Genomic DNA, 17,877 nt, shown 5'->3' with positions numbered 1-17,877 from the left:
CGCGACCCGCCGGTCGAACCCCGCAGGGAGCGTTCGGGGCGTCACCGGCAACCCTCGGCGCTCGTCCACCAGCAACCTTTAGCGCTCGCGCTTCCAACTCGCGGTCGAACGTGCGACTACGTCGCTGATTTCGGATGATACTCGTCATCGACAACTACGACTCGTTCGCCTACAACCTCGTCCAGTACGTCGGCGAGTTCGCCGACGAGGTGGTCGTCCGGCGCAACGACGCCGTCTCGGTGCCGGAGATTCGGGACCTCGACCCGGACGGCGTCGTCGTCTCGCCGGGTCCCGGAACGCCCGCGGACGCCGGCGTCTCGGTCCCGGTCTTCGCCGAGACGACGTATCCCGCTCTCGGGGTCTGTCTCGGTCACCAGGCGCTCTGTGCGGCCCACGGCGCGGCCGTCCGACACGCCCCCGAGGTGGTCCACGGCAAGCCCTCGGCGGTCTCCCACGACGGCCGGGGCGTCTTCGCCGGCCTCCCCGAGGAGTTCGCGGTCGGGCGGTACCACTCGCTGTCGGTCGAGCGCGACGACCTCCCGGCGGAACTGGTCGAGACGGCCCGCACCGCCGACGAGCGCCGCGTCCTCATGGGCGTGCGCCACGCGGAGAAGCCGCAGGTCGGCGTGCAGTTCCACCCCGAGAGCATCCTCACCGACGCGGGCAAGCGACTCGTACGGAACTTCTGCGAACTGGCCGGCGACGCCGGAGGACCATGTACTTCCACGTGAACGGCGACCTCGTCCCGGCGGCGGAGGCGACCGTCTCCGTCCGCGACCGCGGGTTCATGTACGGCGACGCGGCGTTCGAGACGCTGCGCGCGTACGGCGGCGACCCCTTCGAGTGGGACGCCCACGCCGACCGACTCCGGTCGACCTGCGACGCGCTCGCGCTCGACCACGGCGTCCCCGAGGCCGACCTGCGCGCTCGCGTCGACGAGACGCTGGCCGCGAACGACATGGAGGACGCCTACGTCAAACTCTCCATCTCCCGGGGCGTCCAGCCCGGGAAGCTCTCGCCGGACCCCGTCGAGGACCCGACCGTCGTCGTGTACGTCTCCGACCTCCCTCGAGGCGGGGTCGCGGGCGAGTCGGTGTGGGACGCCCCCGCTACCGCCGAGGTGGTCGAGACCCGGCGCGTCCCGGACGCGGCGCTCCCCGCGAGCGCGAAGACGCACAACTACCTGAACGGCATCCTCGCTCGCCTGGACGCCGACGCCGACGAGGCCGTGACGCTCGACGCCGAGGGCGCGATCGCGGAGGGCGCGACGAGCAACCTCTTTTTCGTCCGCGACGGCGTGCTGAAGACGCCGAGCCTCGACGGCCCCGTCCTGCCGGGCATCACGCGCCGGGTCGTCCTCGAACTCGCCGCCGACGCCGGGATTCCGACCGAGACGGGCAGCTACTCCCCGGACGCGGTCCGCGACGCCGACGAGGCGTTCCTGACGAACTCCACCTGGGAGCTGCGGCCGCTCGCGCGCCTCGACGGTGCGGAACTCGGCGCGGGACCGGTGACCGACCGCCTCGCGGGAGCGTTCGACGAACGCGTCGAACGCCGTCACTACTGAGGCGTCGTGTCTCGGAGGCGAACAGAATCACTCGACGGAGAACCCGCGGTCGCCCTCGGCGTCCAGCGCGACGTCGACGCTCTCGACGAGCGCGCGGGCCTTGTCCAGGGTCTCCTCGTGCTCGCGTTCGGGTACCGAGTCGTGGACGACGCCGGCCCCGACCCGGAGGTGGTACTCGTCGCCGTGGCGCACCAGCGTCCGGATGACGATGTTCAGGGTCGCGCGGTCGTCGAAGCCGAGCACGCCGACGCTACCGGTGTAGGGGCCGCGCCGGGTGGCTTCGAGTTCGTCGATGATGCCCATCGTCCGGGGTTTCGGAGCGCCCGTGACGGTGCCGCCGGGAAAGACGGCGGCGATGGCCTCGGGGACGGACACGTCCGGCCTGCGCCGGGCCCGCACCTCCGAGACGAGGTGCATCACCTCGGAGTAGCGGTCGACGCGCCGGTAGTCCGAGACGGTGACGCTCCCGTACTCCGCGACTTTCCCGAGGTCGTTGCGTTCGAGGTCGACGAGCATCGCGTGCTCGGCGCGCTCTTTCTCGTCGCCGCGCAGGTCCCGCTCCAGTTCGGCGTCCGCCTCGGTGGTCTCACCGCGCGGGCGCGTGCCCGCGATGGGTTCGGTGACCAGTCGGTCGCCGTCGACGTCGAGCAGGAGTTCGGGGCTGGCGCCGACGAGGTCGACGCCCGGGAACTCGAGCAGTGCGGAGTACGGTGCGGGGTTGACCGTGCGCAGCGCGTCGAACGCCGCGACCGGGTGGACGCTCGCTGGCGCTTCGAGGCGCTGGGAGACGTTCGCCTGGAACGTCTCGCCGTCGCGGACGTACTCCCGGACCGCCCGGACGCGGTCGGCGAACGCCGCCTTCCCGCAGCCGCTCTCGAACGCGCCGCGTTCGTCCGTCGGCGGGGCGCCGACGTCGCGGTCGCCGTCGACCGCCGCGCGGGCGAGCGCCAGCGCCCGTTCGCGACCGCGCTCGTACGCGGCGTCGGGGTCGGCGAACTCGTCGAGTCGCGGGCAGGCGGTCACCCGGAGGGTGGTGTTGCCCTCCGTCTCGTGGTCGTCCGCCTCCCACGCGGCGACGCAGTCGTAGAGGCCGAACTGCAGTCGCGGGAGGCCGCGGTCGTCGTCGGCGGCGTCGGGCAGCGACTCGAGTTCTCGCGCGAGGTCGTAGGAGAGCCAGCCGACGAGTCCGCAGGGGTAGGGAACGTCGCAGTCGCCCCGCGCGAGCGTCTGTTCGTCGAGCAGGCCGGCGAGCGCCGCGAGGCTCGGCCCCGGCGTGGCCCGTTCCGCGTCGTCCTCGGCGTCCGGGGCGGACGCGAGCGACTCCGCGCCCGGACGGGCCTGCAACCGCTGGACCGGTTCGACGCCGAAGTACCCCCATCCCGGTTGGCCGCCGGTCGTGGCGAGATAGACGCCGCCGCGACCGTCTCGCGCACGCCGGTAGGCGCGGAACGGGTCGTCTACGTCGACCCGGACCTCGACGGGGACGCGCGCGTCCGGCGGCGCGGTCCCGGCCGTCTCCCCGAACGCCGTCCGCGACGTGTGAACCGAGGGGTCAGAGCGACTTCGCACGCTCTATCCAGCCTTCGATGCGCTTGGGCGAGAGGTCGGTCTCATCGGCGATCTCCTCGGGGTCGGCGGCGGCGAGGTCGACCGTGTTCTCGACGCCCGTTCTGCGCAGGCGCTCGGCGTAGGCGGGACCGATGCCCTTCACGTCCTCCAGCGGTCGCTCCTCGACGTCCGGTTCCTCGGCCTCCCGTTCCTCCTGTTCTTCGGTCGGGGTCGGCTCCGGTTCGGTCGCTTCCGTCTGTTCTGGCTGTGCCGCGTCCGTCGTCGGACCGGTCGCCTCCGCGGGTTCTGCCGCGGACTCCGGTTTCTCTGCCTCGGATTCGGCTTCCTCGATGTGTTCGGTCGCTTCTCCCTCGACGGCGACGTCCTCGGTCGAGACGCCGGTGACGGCCGACTCGTCGTCGGATTCCGTCTCGTCGGTCTCCATCCCCTCGCGTTCCGGTTCGCCGGCGCTCTCCGGCTCCTCGGTCGTCTTGACCGCCCGCTCGGTCGCCGCGTCGGGTTGTTCGCTCGCCTCGCCCGGCTCTCGCTCTATCGTGACGCCGGACTCGTGCGAACTCATCTGCGACCGGTCCTCCTCCTCCAGTCCGAGCAACGATTTCAGCCTGGTGATAAGCCCCATTATGAAACAGTACATAGCCCCTCCACTTAAAGCCGTCTTCGCAGGACGGCGTTCATGCGCTCGACGGGGGCCGACCGTCCCGTCCACAGTTCGAACGCGGCGACTCCCTGATAGAGGAGCATCCACGCACCGTCGATGGTCGTCGCCCCGCACTCGGCCGCCTCGCGCAGCAGGCGCGTCTCGACGGGGCGGTAGACGGCGTCCAACACCGCGAGATCGCCGTGGAGCGCGCCCTTCGGGACGGGCGAGCGGTCCTCCTCCATCCCGACGCTGGTCGCGTTGACGAGCGCGTCGGCGTCGGCCAGCAGGTCGGCCAGCGCGTCGAGGCCGTCCGCGGTCGCGCCCGGCACGTCGTCCGCGAGCGACTGGGCGCGCGAGACGGTGCGGTTGGCGATTCGGACCGTCGCGCCCGCGTCGGACAGCGCGAACGCGGCGGCGCGTGCGGCCCCGCCGGCCCCGACGACGACCGCCGTCCGACCGTCGAGCGCGACGTCGTGGCGTTCGAACGACCGCCGGACGCCCTCGGCGTCGGTGTTGTGGCCGGTCGGGGTGGCGTCGTCCCGGAAGTCGATAGTGTTGACCGCGCCGATTCTGGCGGCGAGGTCGTCCGGTTCGACGTGAGCCAGTGCGTCCTCCTTGAACGGAATCGTGACGTTCAGTCCCCGGACGCCGAGCGTCCGTGCGGCTTCGATTGCCGCGCCCGCGTCGTCCGGTTCGAAGGTGACGTAGCGAGCGTCGACGTCGAGTTCGTCGTAGGCCGCCTCGTGCATCGGCGGTGACAGCGAGTGGCCGACAGGGTTACCCATCAGTCCGTACACGTCCATACGAATGCGTAGCGTCCGGGGTTCGATAACGGCTGTGGAAGTCGTTCGATGGGCGACTGCACGCGGTCTACCGGACCGACGTACCGCGTTTCGTTACACCTAACAGGTAACGCAAGAACTACTTAGGGGGGACGGCTACTGCCGGTAGAATCTCAATGTCACAACTCCGCCATCCATTGGTTGCGGTCGCGGTAGCGACGTTACTCACGCTACCGTGGGTCGGCACCTACCTCACCGGTTCTGCGCACTCGATGAGCCCGCTCGCGACGGTGGCTATCTCCGGAGTCGCCGTCCTGGGCGCGTCGTTCATGCTCGCGTGGGGGGCCGAGACCGCCGAGGAGGACGTCCCCCGGGCGTTCGCGCTGGCGGTGCTCGCCGTGCTCGCGGTCGCCCCCGAGTACGCGGTCGACGCCCTGTACGCGTGGACCGCCGGGGCGAACGCCGGCACCGCTCGCGGTGCCGAAGCCGCGAACCTCGCGGTCGCGAACATGACCGGCGCGAACCGCATCCTCATCGGTCTCGGCTGGTCCGGCATCGCCCTGTTCACCGTCTATCGCTCGCGCAGCGACGTCGACCCGGCGGTCGAGAAGGCCTCCGGATTTCTGAAGGGCAAGGTCAAGCTCGACCGGGACATCGCGACCGAGATCGCGTTCCTGCTCGCCGCCACCACCTACGCCTTCTTCGTTCCGCTCGGCGACGGCATCGGTGTCGCGGACACGCTCATCCTCGTCGGACTGTACGCCACCTACATCGCCATCATCATCCGGGGCGAGGCCGGGGAGACGGAGGAGCACGTCGGCGTCCCCGCCTACTTCCAGTCGTGGTCCCGCGGTCCCCGCATCTCCGTCGTCCTCCTGCTGTTCGTCTACTCCGGTACGATGATCTACACCGCCGTCCACCCGTTCGCGCACGGGCTGGAGACGCTCGGCAAGAACTTCGGCATTCCGGCGTTCTTCATGATCCAGTGGATAGCGCCGCTGGCCAGCGAGAGCCCGGAACTCATCGTCGTCGCCTACCTCGTGAACAAGGCGCGTTCGACGGCCGGGTTCAACGCACTCATCTCCTCGAAGCTCAACCAGTGGACGCTGCTCATCGGGACGCTCGCGGTCGTCTACAGCATCGCCCTGGGGCAGGTCGGGACCCTCCCCTTCGACGAGAAGCAGGCCGCGGAGATATGGATCACCGCCGCCCAGAGCTTCTTCGCCATCGCCATCCTGACGAACTTCAGCATCAGCGTCCGCGAAGCGGTGGCCCTGCTCGTCCTGTTCGTCACGCAGGTCGGCGCCGAGTTCGTCGTGATACAGACCCTCGCGGAACCGCAGGCGGCCGAACTGAGCCTCCTCATCCTCTACGCGTACACGGTGGTCTACATGGCGCTCGCCCTCTGGCTGTTCGTCAGCCGGCGCGAGGAACTCCGGAACCTCCTCGGTCGGACGGTCGACACCGCACGCGACGCCATCGGGGGCAGCGCGAGCCAGCCCGCAGACTGACCGCGCCCCCTATTCGACCGCGCTGGTCCGTGGTAACGCAAACCGTTTTGGGACTGGGATTCGTCGCCTCAATTGAGATGCTAGAGCGTAGCACGACCGTCCGCGCTCTCCACGACCATGCCTGAGACGGCCGTCGTCCTCCTCGTCGAGGACCAGACGGCGTACGCGTCCGACTTCGCGGACGCCTGCGAGGACGTGACGGTCCGCGGCGTCGACACCGCCGCCGAGGCCAGAGACCGCATCGAGGACGAGCCAGTCGACTGCGTCGTCGCCAACTACGAGTTGCCGGACGACGACGGGGTCTCGCTGCTGGAATCGGTGCGCGAGACGCATCCGGACCTCCCGTTCGTCCTGCTGACGGCCGCGGGCAGCGAGCGCGTCGCCAGCGAGGCCGTCGCCGCGAACGTGACCGACTACCTTCCGGCGTCGACCGTCGACGACCTGGACGCGCTCCGCGACCGAATCGTGGCGGCGGTCGAGAGCCAGTCCCCCGAGGACGACCGCATCCAGGCGCTCACGACCGCCTTTCCGGACGTCGCCTTCCTGCTCGACGAGGACGGCTACTACCGCGAACTGCTCGTCGGACCGAACACCGCCGCGCTCACGGTCGACGACCCGGCGGAACTCGCCGGTACGAACCTCCACGACCAGTTTCCCGACGGGATGGCCGACCGTTTTCTCGACCACATCCACGCGACGCTCGCCTCCGGCGGCGTCGAGACGATGGAGTACCCCGTCGAACTCGACGACGGCGAGCACTGGTTCGAGGCGCGGACGACCCCGCTCGGGCGGGCCGTCGAGGGCAAGGAGATGGTCGTCTGGGTCGCTCGCGACGTGACCGACCGCCGGGAGCGCGAACGCCGTCTCGAACGCCAGCACGACGAACTCGAGACGCTGAACCAGATAAACAAGGTCATCCAGGATGTCGTCCACGGACTCGTCCAGGCGGCGACCCGCGAGGAGATAGAGCAGATGGTGTGCGACCGGCTGGTCGCCTCGGGACTCTACGAACTCGCGTGGACGGACGAAAACGAGATGAGCCGCCAGGGGCTCTCCCCGCGAGCGCGGGCCGGCGACATCGACGGGTATCTCGACACGCTGGTCGACCTCGGCGACGCAATCGGAGGTGACCCGGCGACCCGGTCGATGGAGACGGGCGAGATACAGGTCGTCCAGAACGTCGCCGAGTCCACGCTGCTGACTGGTGCGATTCGGGAGGAGGCGCTCGGCCGCGACATCGAGTCGGGCATCTCTATCCCGCTGTCGTACGGCAACACCGTCTACGGCTCGCTGTCGCTCGTCTCGACTCGGGCCGGCGTGTTCAGCGAGCGCGCACAGTCGGCGTTCGAGATACTCGGCGAGACCATCGGGTTCGCCATCAACGCCGCGAAGAACCGCAAACTCCTGCTGTCGGACACGGCGGTCGAACTGGAACTCCGGGTCACCGACTCCGGCGGGGTGCTCCTCGATATCGCCGAGCGACTGAACTGCACCTGCCACCTCCAGGGGCTGGTGCCCGCCCCGGAAGGGCACCTGCTGCACTACGTCCGCGTGGCGGACGCGTCGTCGCGGCGGGCGACCGAAGCGTTGACGGACGCCGACCCGGTCGAGGAGTGTCGGCTCATCTCCGACGAGGACGACGGAGACTGCGTGCTCGAAGCCGTGATGTCGGCCTCGACGGTGAAGCGACTGGTGGAAGCCGGCGCGGTGGTCCAGTCGGCCACGGCGACGAGCGGCGAGGTTCGCCTCGTCGCGGAGGTACCGCAGGAGGCCGACGTGCGCGCCATCGTCGACACGTTCCAGTCGGCGTACGCCGAGTCGGAACTCGTCGGCAAACGCACCGTCGACCGCCCCATCCAGACGGCCCAGGAGTTCCGGCAGTCGCTGACCGACCCCCTCACCGACCGACAGGAGATGGTGCTCCGGACGGCCTACTTCGCGGGGTACTACGACTGGCCCCGGGGCAGCACGGCCGAGGAGATAGCCGAGTCGCTCGACATCGCCTCCGCGACGCTACACTACCACCTCCGGAAGGCCCAGGACGAACTGCTGGGAGCCGTCTTCGACTGACTCTGGGTTCGACGGCGACGACGCTCCCGCGTCAGTGTGTCGCCGCGAGCGACAGCGCCGCGAGCAGCGCCACCACCGCCACGATGCCGTAGCCGACGCCGACGAGCTGATCGGTCGCCCCGTGCGCGCCGGGGAGGGCGGTCCAGACGAGATAGTAGTAGGTTCCGGCGGCGACCGCGGCGAACCCCCACGTAGAGAGCGCGAACGCCTGCGGAATCGCGACGCCGAGTCCGGCGAGCGTCGGCGGGAAGACGGCGAAGCTGACGAGCAGTCCGAGTCCCGCGACGACGAAGAACGGAACGGGGTCGACCGCGCTCCCGTGGCGGTTCCGGAGCATGGTGGGAGTACGACCGGGGGTCAGTTGACGGTGCTGGCCGAGAGCGTCTCTCCCCCGGCCGACGGTTCATCCACCGTCGTCGTCGGTCGACGTCGCACGTCCTCCGCCGTCGGTCTCGTCGAGTACCCGCTTCGGCGGTACTCCCTCGCCGCACTTCCGGTACGTGTCCTCCCAGACCACGTTTCCGGGCGTGACGGTTCTCGTGCGCTGGGCGTCGGTCCCGACCCACCGGTCGACCGGTATCAGCGCGTCCTCGCACGGCGTCTCGCGGGCGGTCGCCGTGACGATGGCCGGGAACGCCGAGCAGGACGTCTCGACCGTACGGCTGTCGCCGCCGGGCGCGACGAGGTCGCCGACGTCGGCCTCACAGAGTTCGGTCCCGTCCGCGGCGAACGCGAGCACCCGCACGTCGTGGAAGGAGGTGTCCCAGTTGTGCTCGTTCTCGACTATCACCTCTAGCCTCCAGCCGTCGGCCGTCTTCCGCACGGTCGGGGAGAGGCTCATCACCCTGGTGCGGCCTCCCTCGGTCGGTTCGCCGGAGCCCGAGGGGTCCGCGCACCCGGCCAGAGTGGCCACGCCGCCTGCGAGAGCGGCCGTCGAAGCGCGCAGGAGGCGACGCCGATTCATCTCACTCGGTTTTCGAGGGGACGTGCTTGAAGTCCACGGTCGACAGCTCTTCAATGCTGAACAGCAACACCGGGAACTTCGCCGACGTGGCGGTGTATCGAGTGGAGTCGTCCGCCGTCCCAGATTTCATCACGCTCCACTCGCGGTCGTGCCCGCCGAGCACGACGGTCTCCGGCGTCGGGTCCAGCCCTCCGGCGACGTCGGGGTCGTCACGGTTCCCACTGTAAACCTCGTACGCCTTCGGCGCGGCGACGTCCCCGAAGGTGAACGGCGGGTTCGTGTCGTCGCGCCAACCGACGCTCAGCGAGTGGCCGAGTTCGTGCATGCCGACGGACTGGAGGTCCTGGAACTGGTTCGGCGAGAACGTGTCCCGGCCGATCATGACCCCGAAGTCGGTGTACTCGACGATGTCGACGTTGTGTGCGCGCGGTGACCCGGTGTGCCACGCCATGCCGGTCGCCCGGAAGTTCTTCCGGACGTAGTCCGTGTTGTCGTCGACGAGCGTCTTCGGCTGGTCGTTGCCGAGTTCCGTCCCCCAGAGCATGTGGAGACGGCTGTCGTCGTCGTGATACTCGCTCTCTATCTTGATCAGCTCGTTCCGGTTGAACGAGTCGGGGGTGACGTAGAGCTTCTCGGTGTCCGGCATCGTCGCGGCGGCACACCGCACCCAGTACGTGTCCGTCGTCTTCTGGTGAGCGCCCCGGCAGACGTCCCGGAGGTCGTCGCGCTGTATCTCCTCGTCGTACGACTGGAACTCGACGTCGATGCCGTACAGCTTGTAGTTGTACGAGATGGCCGTCTTCAGGTCGACGCCGTTCGCGTTCCGGATGGCGGACGGGTCGCCGTTACCGGGCCAGTTGGTGTTGTTGACGTAGTCGGCCTCGACCGGGAGCGTCGGATCCGGCGCGACGGACCGGTCGTCGGGGTCGCCCGACAGGCCGTTCTGGTTCCAGTGGAGTTCGCCGACGTGGACGTTCGAGTGGTACTTCTGGTCCTGGTCGGGGGTGGGGTCGTTGCTGGTGGGTGGCGACTGGATGTACGCACCGGGGTCCCGGTCGTCGACCTCGTGGACGCCGGTCTGCTCCTGGACGATTTCGTCGCCCTCGATACCGGTGCCGGACAGGCGGTTGTCCATGTAGAGGACGACGTTGCTGGAGTTACCGACGCCGTGGACGCCGATCCAGCCGTCCCAGTAGCCGTCGCCGTCGGAGTCGGCGGAATCCGGCTCCGTCGGGAACTCGTAGTCGCAGCCGTTCCAACCGCAGTCCTCGTCGTTGCGCTCGTCGTACGAGAGCGACCACACCGAGTCCCGGCTCGCGTGCGTCAGCCACCTGGCCTCCTGACCGTCGGTCAGGCCGTCGTCGTCCGTGTCGGGGTCCCAGGCTCCGAGGTCGCGGTCGACCTCCTCACCGTTCGACAGCCACGTGTCGGTCCGCCGTTCGTCGTCGATGGCGCGGAACACGAAGCTACCGTCGTCCGCACGGACGAAGTCGAAGTCGTCCGTCGAGTCGTTCAGTTGCAGTTCGTCGAGGTCCGAGACGCTGCGGCCCTCGAGCAGGCCGAGCCGCCTGATGTCGTCCGCCAGGTAACGCTGGCCTCTGGTCGTCGACGCGTACTCGTCGTAGAGCTCCTGGGTGATTTCCTGCTCGTGGGTCTCGGTGATAGCGTACGTGACGTCCTCGCGCGGGTCCGTCTTCAGGTTCGTCTTCTCGGCGTAGTCGTCCACGCCGTCGTAGTCGGTGTCCACCTGCTGCGGGTCCGAGGAGACGGTCATCTCGCCGTTCCCGTCGCCGTTGGCTGCGTACCGGTACGGCTCGCCCGACCTGTTGACGACGTCGACGTCCCAGCCGTCGGCCTCGGTGCCGTCCTCCAGGCCGTCGTCGTCGGTGTCCGGGTCGTTCGGGTGACTGTTGGGCTCGTAGTACACCGTGAAGTTCTTGCCGATCCGGTCGACCTTCTGCTCGCCGACCTCCTCGCTGTCGCTTCGGCCGTCGCCGTCGGTGTCGGCGACGCTGACGTCGGTGTTCACGCAGCCGTACCGGTTCGTCTCCAGGCAGTGACGTTCGACGCGGTCGGTGAGGCCGTCGCCGTCGCGGTCCTTCCGGATTTCGAACGAGCTGAGCCGTATCTTCGCGGTCCCCTCGGCCCGGAGCCGGAGCGTCACCGTCTCACCGGCCTCGATGTCCCGGACCGTGTCCGTGACGATGGCGCTGTCTCGTCCCGTCGAGGCGTGTTCGTACAGCGTCGAGCGGTGGACCGGGTCCCGGAAGTTGCGCCCGTCTTTCGGCGGGCCGATGCGCTCAAAGACGACCTTCGAACCCGAGGTTTCGACGACCGAGGAGACGTCCGCCTTGACGTCGAGCGTGTCGACGTCGTGGTCGAACTGCATGGAGACCACCGGCAGTGACGACGGCGGACAGCCGTTGTCCTGATGGCCCGGCGTCGCCGTACAGAGGTCGGCCTCGTCGGGCGTGCCGTCACCGTCGGTGTCCTCGATTATCTCCCAGCCGTGTATCTGTGCGCCACCGCTGCCCTTGACCTGGAGCTGGAGTTCGATGCTCTCGCCGGCGTACTCCGTGAGGTCCTCGTGGACCTTCCGGCGGTCGACGTCCTGGTTCTCGCCGACGCTGGAGATGACGTCCACGTTGCCGTCGTCGACCACGACGACGCGCGCGGAGGAGTTCTCCTTCGCGTACAGGGAGACGACGCCCTGGAAGTCGATGTCCCCGGCGTCGCTCAGGTGCGGGGACGCGAACGTCAGCGTCGCCCACTCGTCGTCCGCGTCCGTCGACTGCGCCCCGAGACGGCCCGACTTCGACGGGCTGAACTTGACCGGGCCGTTCCGGTACGTCGTACCGTCGATGGTGACGCCGTCGTTCGCGTCCCTGTCGGTCTCGCCCCCGCCGTTGACGGGTTCGAGCGACCGGACGCCGAACGTGCTGGCCCCGCTCGTCACGCCGACCGTCACCGACTCGCCGTCGGAGCGACAGATACCGTCACACTCCGTCCCCGGCGGGTCGAACGTCTCCTTGTCGACGGTCGTTTCGGGCACCTCCTCGCGGAAGTTTCCGGCCCACTTCGGGACGGACATGACGACGTACTCGCCGCGCTGGGTCACCTCCGCGCGCACGGTGTTCTCCTCGGCGTTCACGGTCGAGGGGAGCTTGACGAACCGCCGCGTCGCGTCGTCGTAGACGAACGCGGCCAGCGCGGACTCGTTTTCGACCCGCGACTCGTCGTACGAGAGCGTCACCGTCGCCCGGGACAGCGCCCGCTCCGAGCGAACCGTGACGACCTCCGACGCTCGCGCCCCGTCGACGAACGGGTTGTCGAAGCCCGCTCGCGACTCGTTCTCGACCGTCACCGCGCCCGCGACGTTACCCTGACCGGTGACCGACACGCGCGCGCCCACCGATTCGTTCGTCGCCGTCGTGGTGTACGTCTCCTCGCCGTCGAGGACGCCGTCGCCGTCCGAGTCGGGGTCGAGCGGGTCCGTCTCGAACGGCGCGTGGGGTTCCACCGCGTCGGAGAGCCCGTCGTCGTCCGTGTCCGACGACAGGGTCGACGTGCCGTTGTCGAGCTCCGCCGGGTCGGCCAGACCGTCGCCGTCGGCGTCGACCCGCGTCGGCGGCGAGCCGGCTCGCTGCTCCCGGAGGTTCGTCAACCCGTCGCCGTCCGGGTCCTCGAAAGCGTCACCCACTCCGTCGCCGTCGGTGTCGTTGGACAGCGGGTCGGTGCCGACGAGTCTCACCTCGAAGGCGTCCCGCAACCCGTCGCCGTCGGTGTCGTTGGACAGCGGGTCGGTGCCGAGTCGTATCTCCTGACGGTTGCTCAGGCGGTCGGGCTCGAGGTCGGCGCGGTCGTCGAGAACGCCGTCGTCGCCCTCGTCGCGGGCGGTCGCGCTCGCGTCCGAGTCGGGGTCGAGCGGGTCCGTCGATGTGACGTTCTCCTCGTAGTGGTCGGAGAGTCCGTCGGCGTCGAGCTTCAGCGTCGCCGTCGTCGAACTCTGTTCGAACGAGTCAGAGAGGTTCGACAGCGGCTCCCCGGTGTCCGTGACGGTGACGGTGACGTTGTTGACGTCGTCGCGGAGCGTCGTCTCGGCGGTGAACGCCGCGCTGGTCCCGGGCGTCGAGTTCTTCAGCACGACCGGCACTTGCCGCTCGTCGCCGTCGACGGTGACGGTGACCGACTCCAGTTGGTAGGCGCGCACGTCGAACAGCCGCCCCTGGACGGTGTAGTTGATCGGACCGTCGTGTTTCGGGTCCCGTCGACTGGCCAGCACGACCCGCGGGTCGGTGCCGGCGTCCGCGATGTCGAGCGCGCGCTGGGCGTGCGACCACGCTCGACGGTAGTGAGTCGTCGCCGCCACGGGGTTCGGAGAGGCGTCCCGGACGTGCTCGGCCTGCTCGATGGCCGCGTTCGCCTTCCGGATGTGGTCGCGCGCGGCGGTCTCGTTGAACGAGACGTTGTTCTCGACCAGCCGGTCGAACACCGACTCGGCGTCCGCGGTCGCGGTCTCGGCCAGTTTCTGGTCGGCGACGACGAGGTGGGCCGTGACGTTCGGGGCGTGCTTACCGGTCGCGGCAGCGACCTCGTGGTCGACCTCGAACACGCGGCTGGCGTTGACCCGGTTCACGTCGACGAAGTTCTTGAAGGAATCGTCGAGTAACTCGCGGAGTTCGCGCCGCCGCTCGTCGCTGATCGTCTTCTTCCCCGGCCCCGCCGAGGGGTTCGCGTCGGCGAGCGCCCGCCAGGCGGCGGCGCGGAGTTCGGCCGCACTCAGGTTGGTGTCGACGTAGACGCTCCCGTCGAACACCGGCTTCCCCTTGCAGTCGCGTGGTTTCGAGGACCGCTCGCCGGCGTTCGCGTGGGCTGGCGGACCCCCACCGCAGCCACGCTTCTGCTTGGCGCAGTTCCCGCACTCGCGGTCGGCTCCCCGTTTCGCCGGGTTCTCTATTCCGTCGCTACCGTGAACCCACTCCGGCGGACCCCCGTTACCGTCGTTGCCCCGGTGGTCCTTCGGTCCCGTTTCGTCGTTGCCCCGAGTTCCCTTCTTCCCCTGCGCTTCGTCGCGTTCGTTCCCGTTCTTTCCGTTGCGGGTAGCGTTCTTCCCGCCCGCTTCGTCCTGTCCGTTCGGTTGTCCACCGTAGACGCCATCGCCGTACGCGTCGGCCGGTGCGTCGCGTCGGACCACCGGTTCCGGCGCGACCGCAGCCGCACTCGTCGTCGAGAGCACGACCGTGATTGCCAACAGCACTGCCAATACCTGTCTTTTCTCTGAAACCATTAAATAGAAAACTGTATCGCATTGATATGAAAACTACGTTGACAATCAGTTGTGATAATCGCAGCGGACCGGCTCGACGCCGAGAATCGGCGAGATTACAGCCGGACGACGTTGGACTCCAGGTCACGCGGGAAGTAGGTGAGCATCTCCGCGCCGTCCTCCGTGACTGCGACGGTGTCGGAGTGGCGGTAGCCGTAGGTGTCGGTGTAGATACCGGGCTCGATGGTGTAGACGTGACCGGGCTCCATCTCGGCGTCGCCCGGCTCGGCGTGCTCGTCCCAGCCGCGGTCGATGTACGGCGGTTCGTGCCCGCCGAGTCCGATGTTGTGGCCGACGTGGTGCTGGGCGAGGTCGGTGACGCCCTGCTCCTCGAAGTACTCCCAGACCTGCTCGTCGACGTACGAGAGGGAAACGCCCGGCCCGAGCGCGTCGATGGCGATGGTCTGGGCCTCGAGCATCAGCTCGAAGTAGTGGCGCTGTTCGTCGGTCGGTTCGCCGACGAACATGGTCCGCTCCAGCTCCGAGCGGTAGCCGTCGACGTTCGCCGTCGCGCCGGTGACGAGCACGTCGCCCTCCTCGATGCGGCGGTTGGCCGTGTGGCCGTGCGGGAGTGCGGTCTGCTCGCCCGTGATGTAGCCCGCCCCGACCGGACCGTCGCCCCGGGTGCGCGCGACGTACTCGTCCCCGAGCGCGTCGAGCATCGCCCGCGAGGCGTCCATCGACGCGCGCTGGCTGGCGGTCACGGGGTGTTCGCCGGGTTCGGTGTAGTCCGCGAGGTAGCGGTGTGCGAGGTTGGCCCACTTCGCCGACTCGCGGATGAGTTCGACCTCCGCGTCGGACTTCGCCCACCGCATGCGGTCGACCCAGGACTGGGGCTCGACCTCGACGAACTCCGAGAGCGCCGGGCCCTCGTAGCCCATCACGCCCGGTGCGCCGTCGGCGTCCGCGGCGACGGTCTCGGCGTCGAGGCCGGCGAGCATCTCGGCGGCCGTCTCGATGGGGTGACCGCCGGGGTAGTCGAAGTAGTGGTGGACGGCGTCGATGCGCGGGTTGGTCTGGACGCGTTCGACCTCCAGTCGCGGCACCGTCACCTCGCACCGCTCGTCGGTCACGGCGAGGACGACCGGTCGCTCGGTCTGGATGTGGTCGAAGCCGGTGAGATACTCGATGCTCGTGGCGCCGAACCAGACGCCCGCGTCGGCTCCCGCCTCGTCTACCTTCCCGCGGACGGCCGCGAGTCGGTCCTCGAACTCCGAATCCGGTACGCGTGTCGGCATACCGACCCTTTGCGGCGACGGGGGCAAAAGGGTTCACCTGGGGGCAAGGCGGGCCCTGCGTCTCAGCGCCCGGCGAGGTAGCCGCTCCGTCCCTCGACGACGACGTTCACGATGGCGCCGAGCAGCAGGACGACGCCGGCGAAGTAGAGCCACGTCAGGAACACGAGGACGGAGCCGAGGATACCGGTCAGGCCGAACTTCCCGGACCCGCCCGCGTAGAGCTGGAAGCCGCCCTGGAGCGCCAGCCAGCCGACGGCGGCGACGGCCGTCCCCGGCAGCACCTCGCGGAACGACACGTCGACGGGCGGGAGCACGTAGTACAGCGGGAAGAAGACGGCGGCGAGTCCCAGCAGGAGTACGACGCCGCCGACGACGGGGAGGTAGGGGATGCCCTGCAGCAGCGAGGCCCCGAGCACCGCGCCGACGGCGACCATCAGCCCGAGACCGAGCGCTACGCCGCCGAGCGCCACGAGACCCTTCTTTATCTGCTCGACGATGCCCGGGTCCGGGGAGGCCTCGTACACCTCCTCGAACGCGAGGACGAGCCCCCGGAACAGTTTCAGGCCGCTCCACAGCAGGACGACGAGTCCCACGACGGACGCCCCGACGTTGCCCCCGGTGTTCTGTATCGTCCGCCGTACGAGGGTCGCACCCTCGGAGGAGAGGTACTGCTTCGTCTGCTGGACGATGGCGTCGGCGAACGCGTCGCCGCCGACGTACGTTCCGATAGCTACCGCCAGCAACAACAGCGGGAACAGAGAGACGAACGCGTAGTAAGCGAAGCTCGCGGCGAGAAACGTGATGTTGCGCTCGCGTGCGAGATCTATCACGGACCGCACCGTCGAAACGAATCCCATGTTTCAACGTTCGCGTCCGGAATGAAGTGTAGTTTGGCCGGACGGGGCGGCGGTCTGTCGCGACGCTTATACGCGACGCGCGTGGAGACGTTCCCCATGGAGCGTCCGCCGTGACCGAAGCAGACGCCATCGAGCGCATGGATGAACCGCTGACGGTCGAGCGAATCGCCGACGACCTCCGCGACCTCGGCGTCCGGTCGGGCGACACCGTTCTCGTCCACTCGTCGCTGTCGTCGATCGGGTGGGTCGCCGTCGGTCCGCCGGCCGTCGTCGACGCGCTGATGGAGGTCCTCACGCCCGACGGGACCCTCGTGATGCCGACTCACTCGACGCAGTACTCGGACCCGACGGACTGGCGGAACCCGCCGGTCCCGGACGACTGGGTAGACGAGATCACGACCGAGCGTCCGCCGTTCCGGCCGGCCGTCACGCCGACGCGCTCGATGGGGGCGATACCTGAGTGCTTCCGGACGTACCCCGAGGTCCTGCGGAGCCGCCACCCCATCTACTCGTTCGCCGCGTGGGGTGCGGACGCGGCGTTCGTCGTCGACGACCACGAGTACGACCACGGACTCGGCGAGGCGTCGCCGCTGGCCCGCCTGTACGACCGCGACGGGACGGTCCTCATGCTCGGAACGGGGTACGACACCAACACGTCGTTCCACCTCGCGGAGCATCGCGGCGACCCCGGGCGGGGGTCGTCGACGCAGGAAGCGCCGGTGCTGGACGACGACGGAGAGTCGAAGACGGTCACGTTCGAGCAACTCGACTACGACGCCGGCGACTTCGAGGCGGTGGGTCGGGACTTCGAACGCGACCGCTCCGGCGAACTCGCGCGGGGAACCGTCGGTCTGGCGGACGCGAAACTCGTCCCCCAGCGGGCGCTCGTCGACTACGCGGCGGAGTGGTTCGCGGAGAACCGAGGGTGATCAGTCGTCGGCCGCCGCATCGCCGGGGGTCGCCTCGGCGTCGGCTTCGATGCTCGGCGGGTACTGGCCGCGGTCGAGTTTCAGGTCGCTCTTCGGCCGGGCCATGCAGGTGAGCGCGTACTCCTCCGCTTCCTCCTCGGTCAGGCCGCGCGCCGCGGGCTGGGTCACGTCGCCCTCCACTATCTTGGCCGAGCAGGCGAGACACATCCCGACCCGACAGGAGTACTCCTGGGCGATGCCCTCCTCGATGCAGCGGCTCAGGATGGTCTCCTTGTCGGAGACCTCGATGCTCTCCGCCCGTCCGACGAACTCGACGGTGTACTCGGTCATGGTCCGCGGTACGAAGGACCCGGACTAAACTCTTTATCACGGCGCTGGCCGTTCTACGTCGTCCGAGCGAGGACACATCCGGTGATAAAGAGTT

14 protein-coding genes are annotated in these 17,877 nt (G+C 69.0%); 5 read left to right on the top strand and 9 right to left on the bottom strand.

Annotated features, from left to right (window positions below):
* The first annotated feature begins 134 nt into the window (after positions 1-134).
* Together ACTF4R_RS09590 and ACTF4R_RS09585 are read left to right on the top strand one after the other, a co-directional pair.
* Positions 135-731, top strand: coding sequence for an anthranilate synthase component II (locus tag ACTF4R_RS09590; protein WP_440007634.1), 597 nt, complete (start codon positions 135-137; stop codon positions 729-731).
* Positions 716-1,567 (top strand): aminotransferase class IV, encoded by an 852-nt coding sequence (locus ACTF4R_RS09585; protein WP_440007633.1) that lies wholly within the window; start codon positions 716-718, stop codon positions 1,565-1,567. Before ACTF4R_RS09590 ends, ACTF4R_RS09585 begins: the two co-directional genes overlap by 16 nt.
* 27 nt (positions 1,568-1,594) lie before the next feature.
* Here the strand turns inward: ACTF4R_RS09585 and ACTF4R_RS09580 are convergent, their stop codons facing one another.
* Genes ACTF4R_RS09580 through ACTF4R_RS09570 form a run of 3 tightly spaced genes read right to left on the bottom strand, consistent with a single transcriptional unit; the run spans position 1,595 to position 4,579 of the window.
* Entirely contained in the window at positions 1,595-3,136 is a 1,542-nt protein-coding gene (locus tag ACTF4R_RS09580; RefSeq protein ID WP_440007632.1) for an anthranilate synthase component I family protein, read from the bottom strand.
* A complete protein-coding gene (locus ACTF4R_RS09575) occupies positions 3,120-3,770 on the bottom strand; it encodes a helix-hairpin-helix domain-containing protein (protein ID WP_440007631.1) in 651 nt (216 codons plus the stop codon). The genes ACTF4R_RS09580 and ACTF4R_RS09575 overlap by 17 nt, the downstream gene beginning before the upstream one ends.
* 11 nt (positions 3,771-3,781) lie before the next feature.
* Positions 3,782-4,579, bottom strand: coding sequence for a shikimate dehydrogenase (locus ACTF4R_RS09570; RefSeq protein WP_440007630.1), 798 nt, complete (start codon positions 4,577-4,579; stop codon positions 3,782-3,784).
* A gap of 155 nt (positions 4,580-4,734) precedes the next feature.
* Here ACTF4R_RS09570 and ACTF4R_RS09565 point away from each other — a divergent pair, with 155 nt between their 5' ends.
* Positions 4,735-6,069: a sodium:calcium antiporter gene (locus ACTF4R_RS09565; RefSeq protein WP_440007629.1), complete on the top strand. Its 1,335-nt coding sequence runs from the start codon at positions 4,735-4,737 to the stop codon at positions 6,067-6,069.
* A gap of 117 nt (positions 6,070-6,186) precedes the next feature.
* On the top strand, positions 6,187-8,139 hold the full coding sequence (locus ACTF4R_RS09560; protein WP_440007628.1) for a bacterio-opsin activator domain-containing protein: 1,953 nt from the start codon (positions 6,187-6,189) through the stop codon (positions 8,137-8,139).
* Between the two features lie 31 nt (positions 8,140-8,170).
* Here the strand turns inward: ACTF4R_RS09560 and ACTF4R_RS09555 are convergent, their stop codons facing one another.
* The 5 genes from ACTF4R_RS09555 to ACTF4R_RS09535 form a co-directional block, all read right to left on the bottom strand.
* Entirely contained in the window at positions 8,171-8,476 is a 306-nt protein-coding gene (locus ACTF4R_RS09555; protein WP_433624843.1) for a hypothetical protein, read from the bottom strand.
* A gap of 66 nt (positions 8,477-8,542) precedes the next feature.
* Positions 8,543-8,980, bottom strand: coding sequence for a hypothetical protein (locus ACTF4R_RS09550; RefSeq protein WP_440007627.1), 438 nt, complete (start codon positions 8,978-8,980; stop codon positions 8,543-8,545).
* Positions 8,981-9,104: 124 nt separating this feature from the next.
* Entirely contained in the window at positions 9,105-14,390 is a 5,286-nt protein-coding gene (locus tag ACTF4R_RS09545) for a hypothetical protein (protein WP_440007626.1), read from the bottom strand.
* A gap of 95 nt (positions 14,391-14,485) precedes the next feature.
* The gene (locus ACTF4R_RS09540; protein WP_440007625.1) at positions 14,486-15,667 is read right to left on the bottom strand and encodes a M24 family metallopeptidase; all 1,182 of its coding nucleotides are present in this window, start codon (positions 15,665-15,667) and stop codon (positions 14,486-14,488) included.
* A 62-nt stretch (positions 15,668-15,729) separates the two neighbouring features.
* On the bottom strand, positions 15,730-16,497 hold the full coding sequence (locus ACTF4R_RS09535) for a YihY/virulence factor BrkB family protein (RefSeq protein ID WP_440007624.1): 768 nt from the start codon (positions 16,495-16,497) through the stop codon (positions 15,730-15,732).
* Between the two features lie 137 nt (positions 16,498-16,634).
* On the opposite strand from ACTF4R_RS09535, the gene ACTF4R_RS09530 reads away from it, so the two are divergent.
* Positions 16,635-17,453: an AAC(3) family N-acetyltransferase gene (locus ACTF4R_RS09530; protein WP_440007623.1), complete on the top strand. Its 819-nt coding sequence runs from the start codon at positions 16,635-16,637 to the stop codon at positions 17,451-17,453.
* On the opposite strand, the gene ACTF4R_RS09525 is transcribed toward ACTF4R_RS09530, so the two are convergent.
* Positions 17,454-17,783 carry a 2Fe-2S iron-sulfur cluster-binding protein gene (locus ACTF4R_RS09525; RefSeq protein ID WP_440007622.1) on the bottom strand — a complete coding sequence of 110 codons (330 nt, stop codon included), beginning with the start codon at positions 17,781-17,783 and terminating at the stop codon, positions 17,454-17,456. It abuts the gene before it with no gap.
* Positions 17,784-17,877 lie beyond the last annotated feature (94 nt).

This window comes from Halomicrococcus pelagicus, assembly GCF_051917725.1.
GTDB lineage: Archaea > Halobacteriota > Halobacteria > Halobacteriales > Haladaptataceae > Halomicrococcus.
The sequence above is the reverse complement of the archived record's forward strand: the minus strand, read 5'-3'. Positions and strand labels throughout refer to the sequence as shown.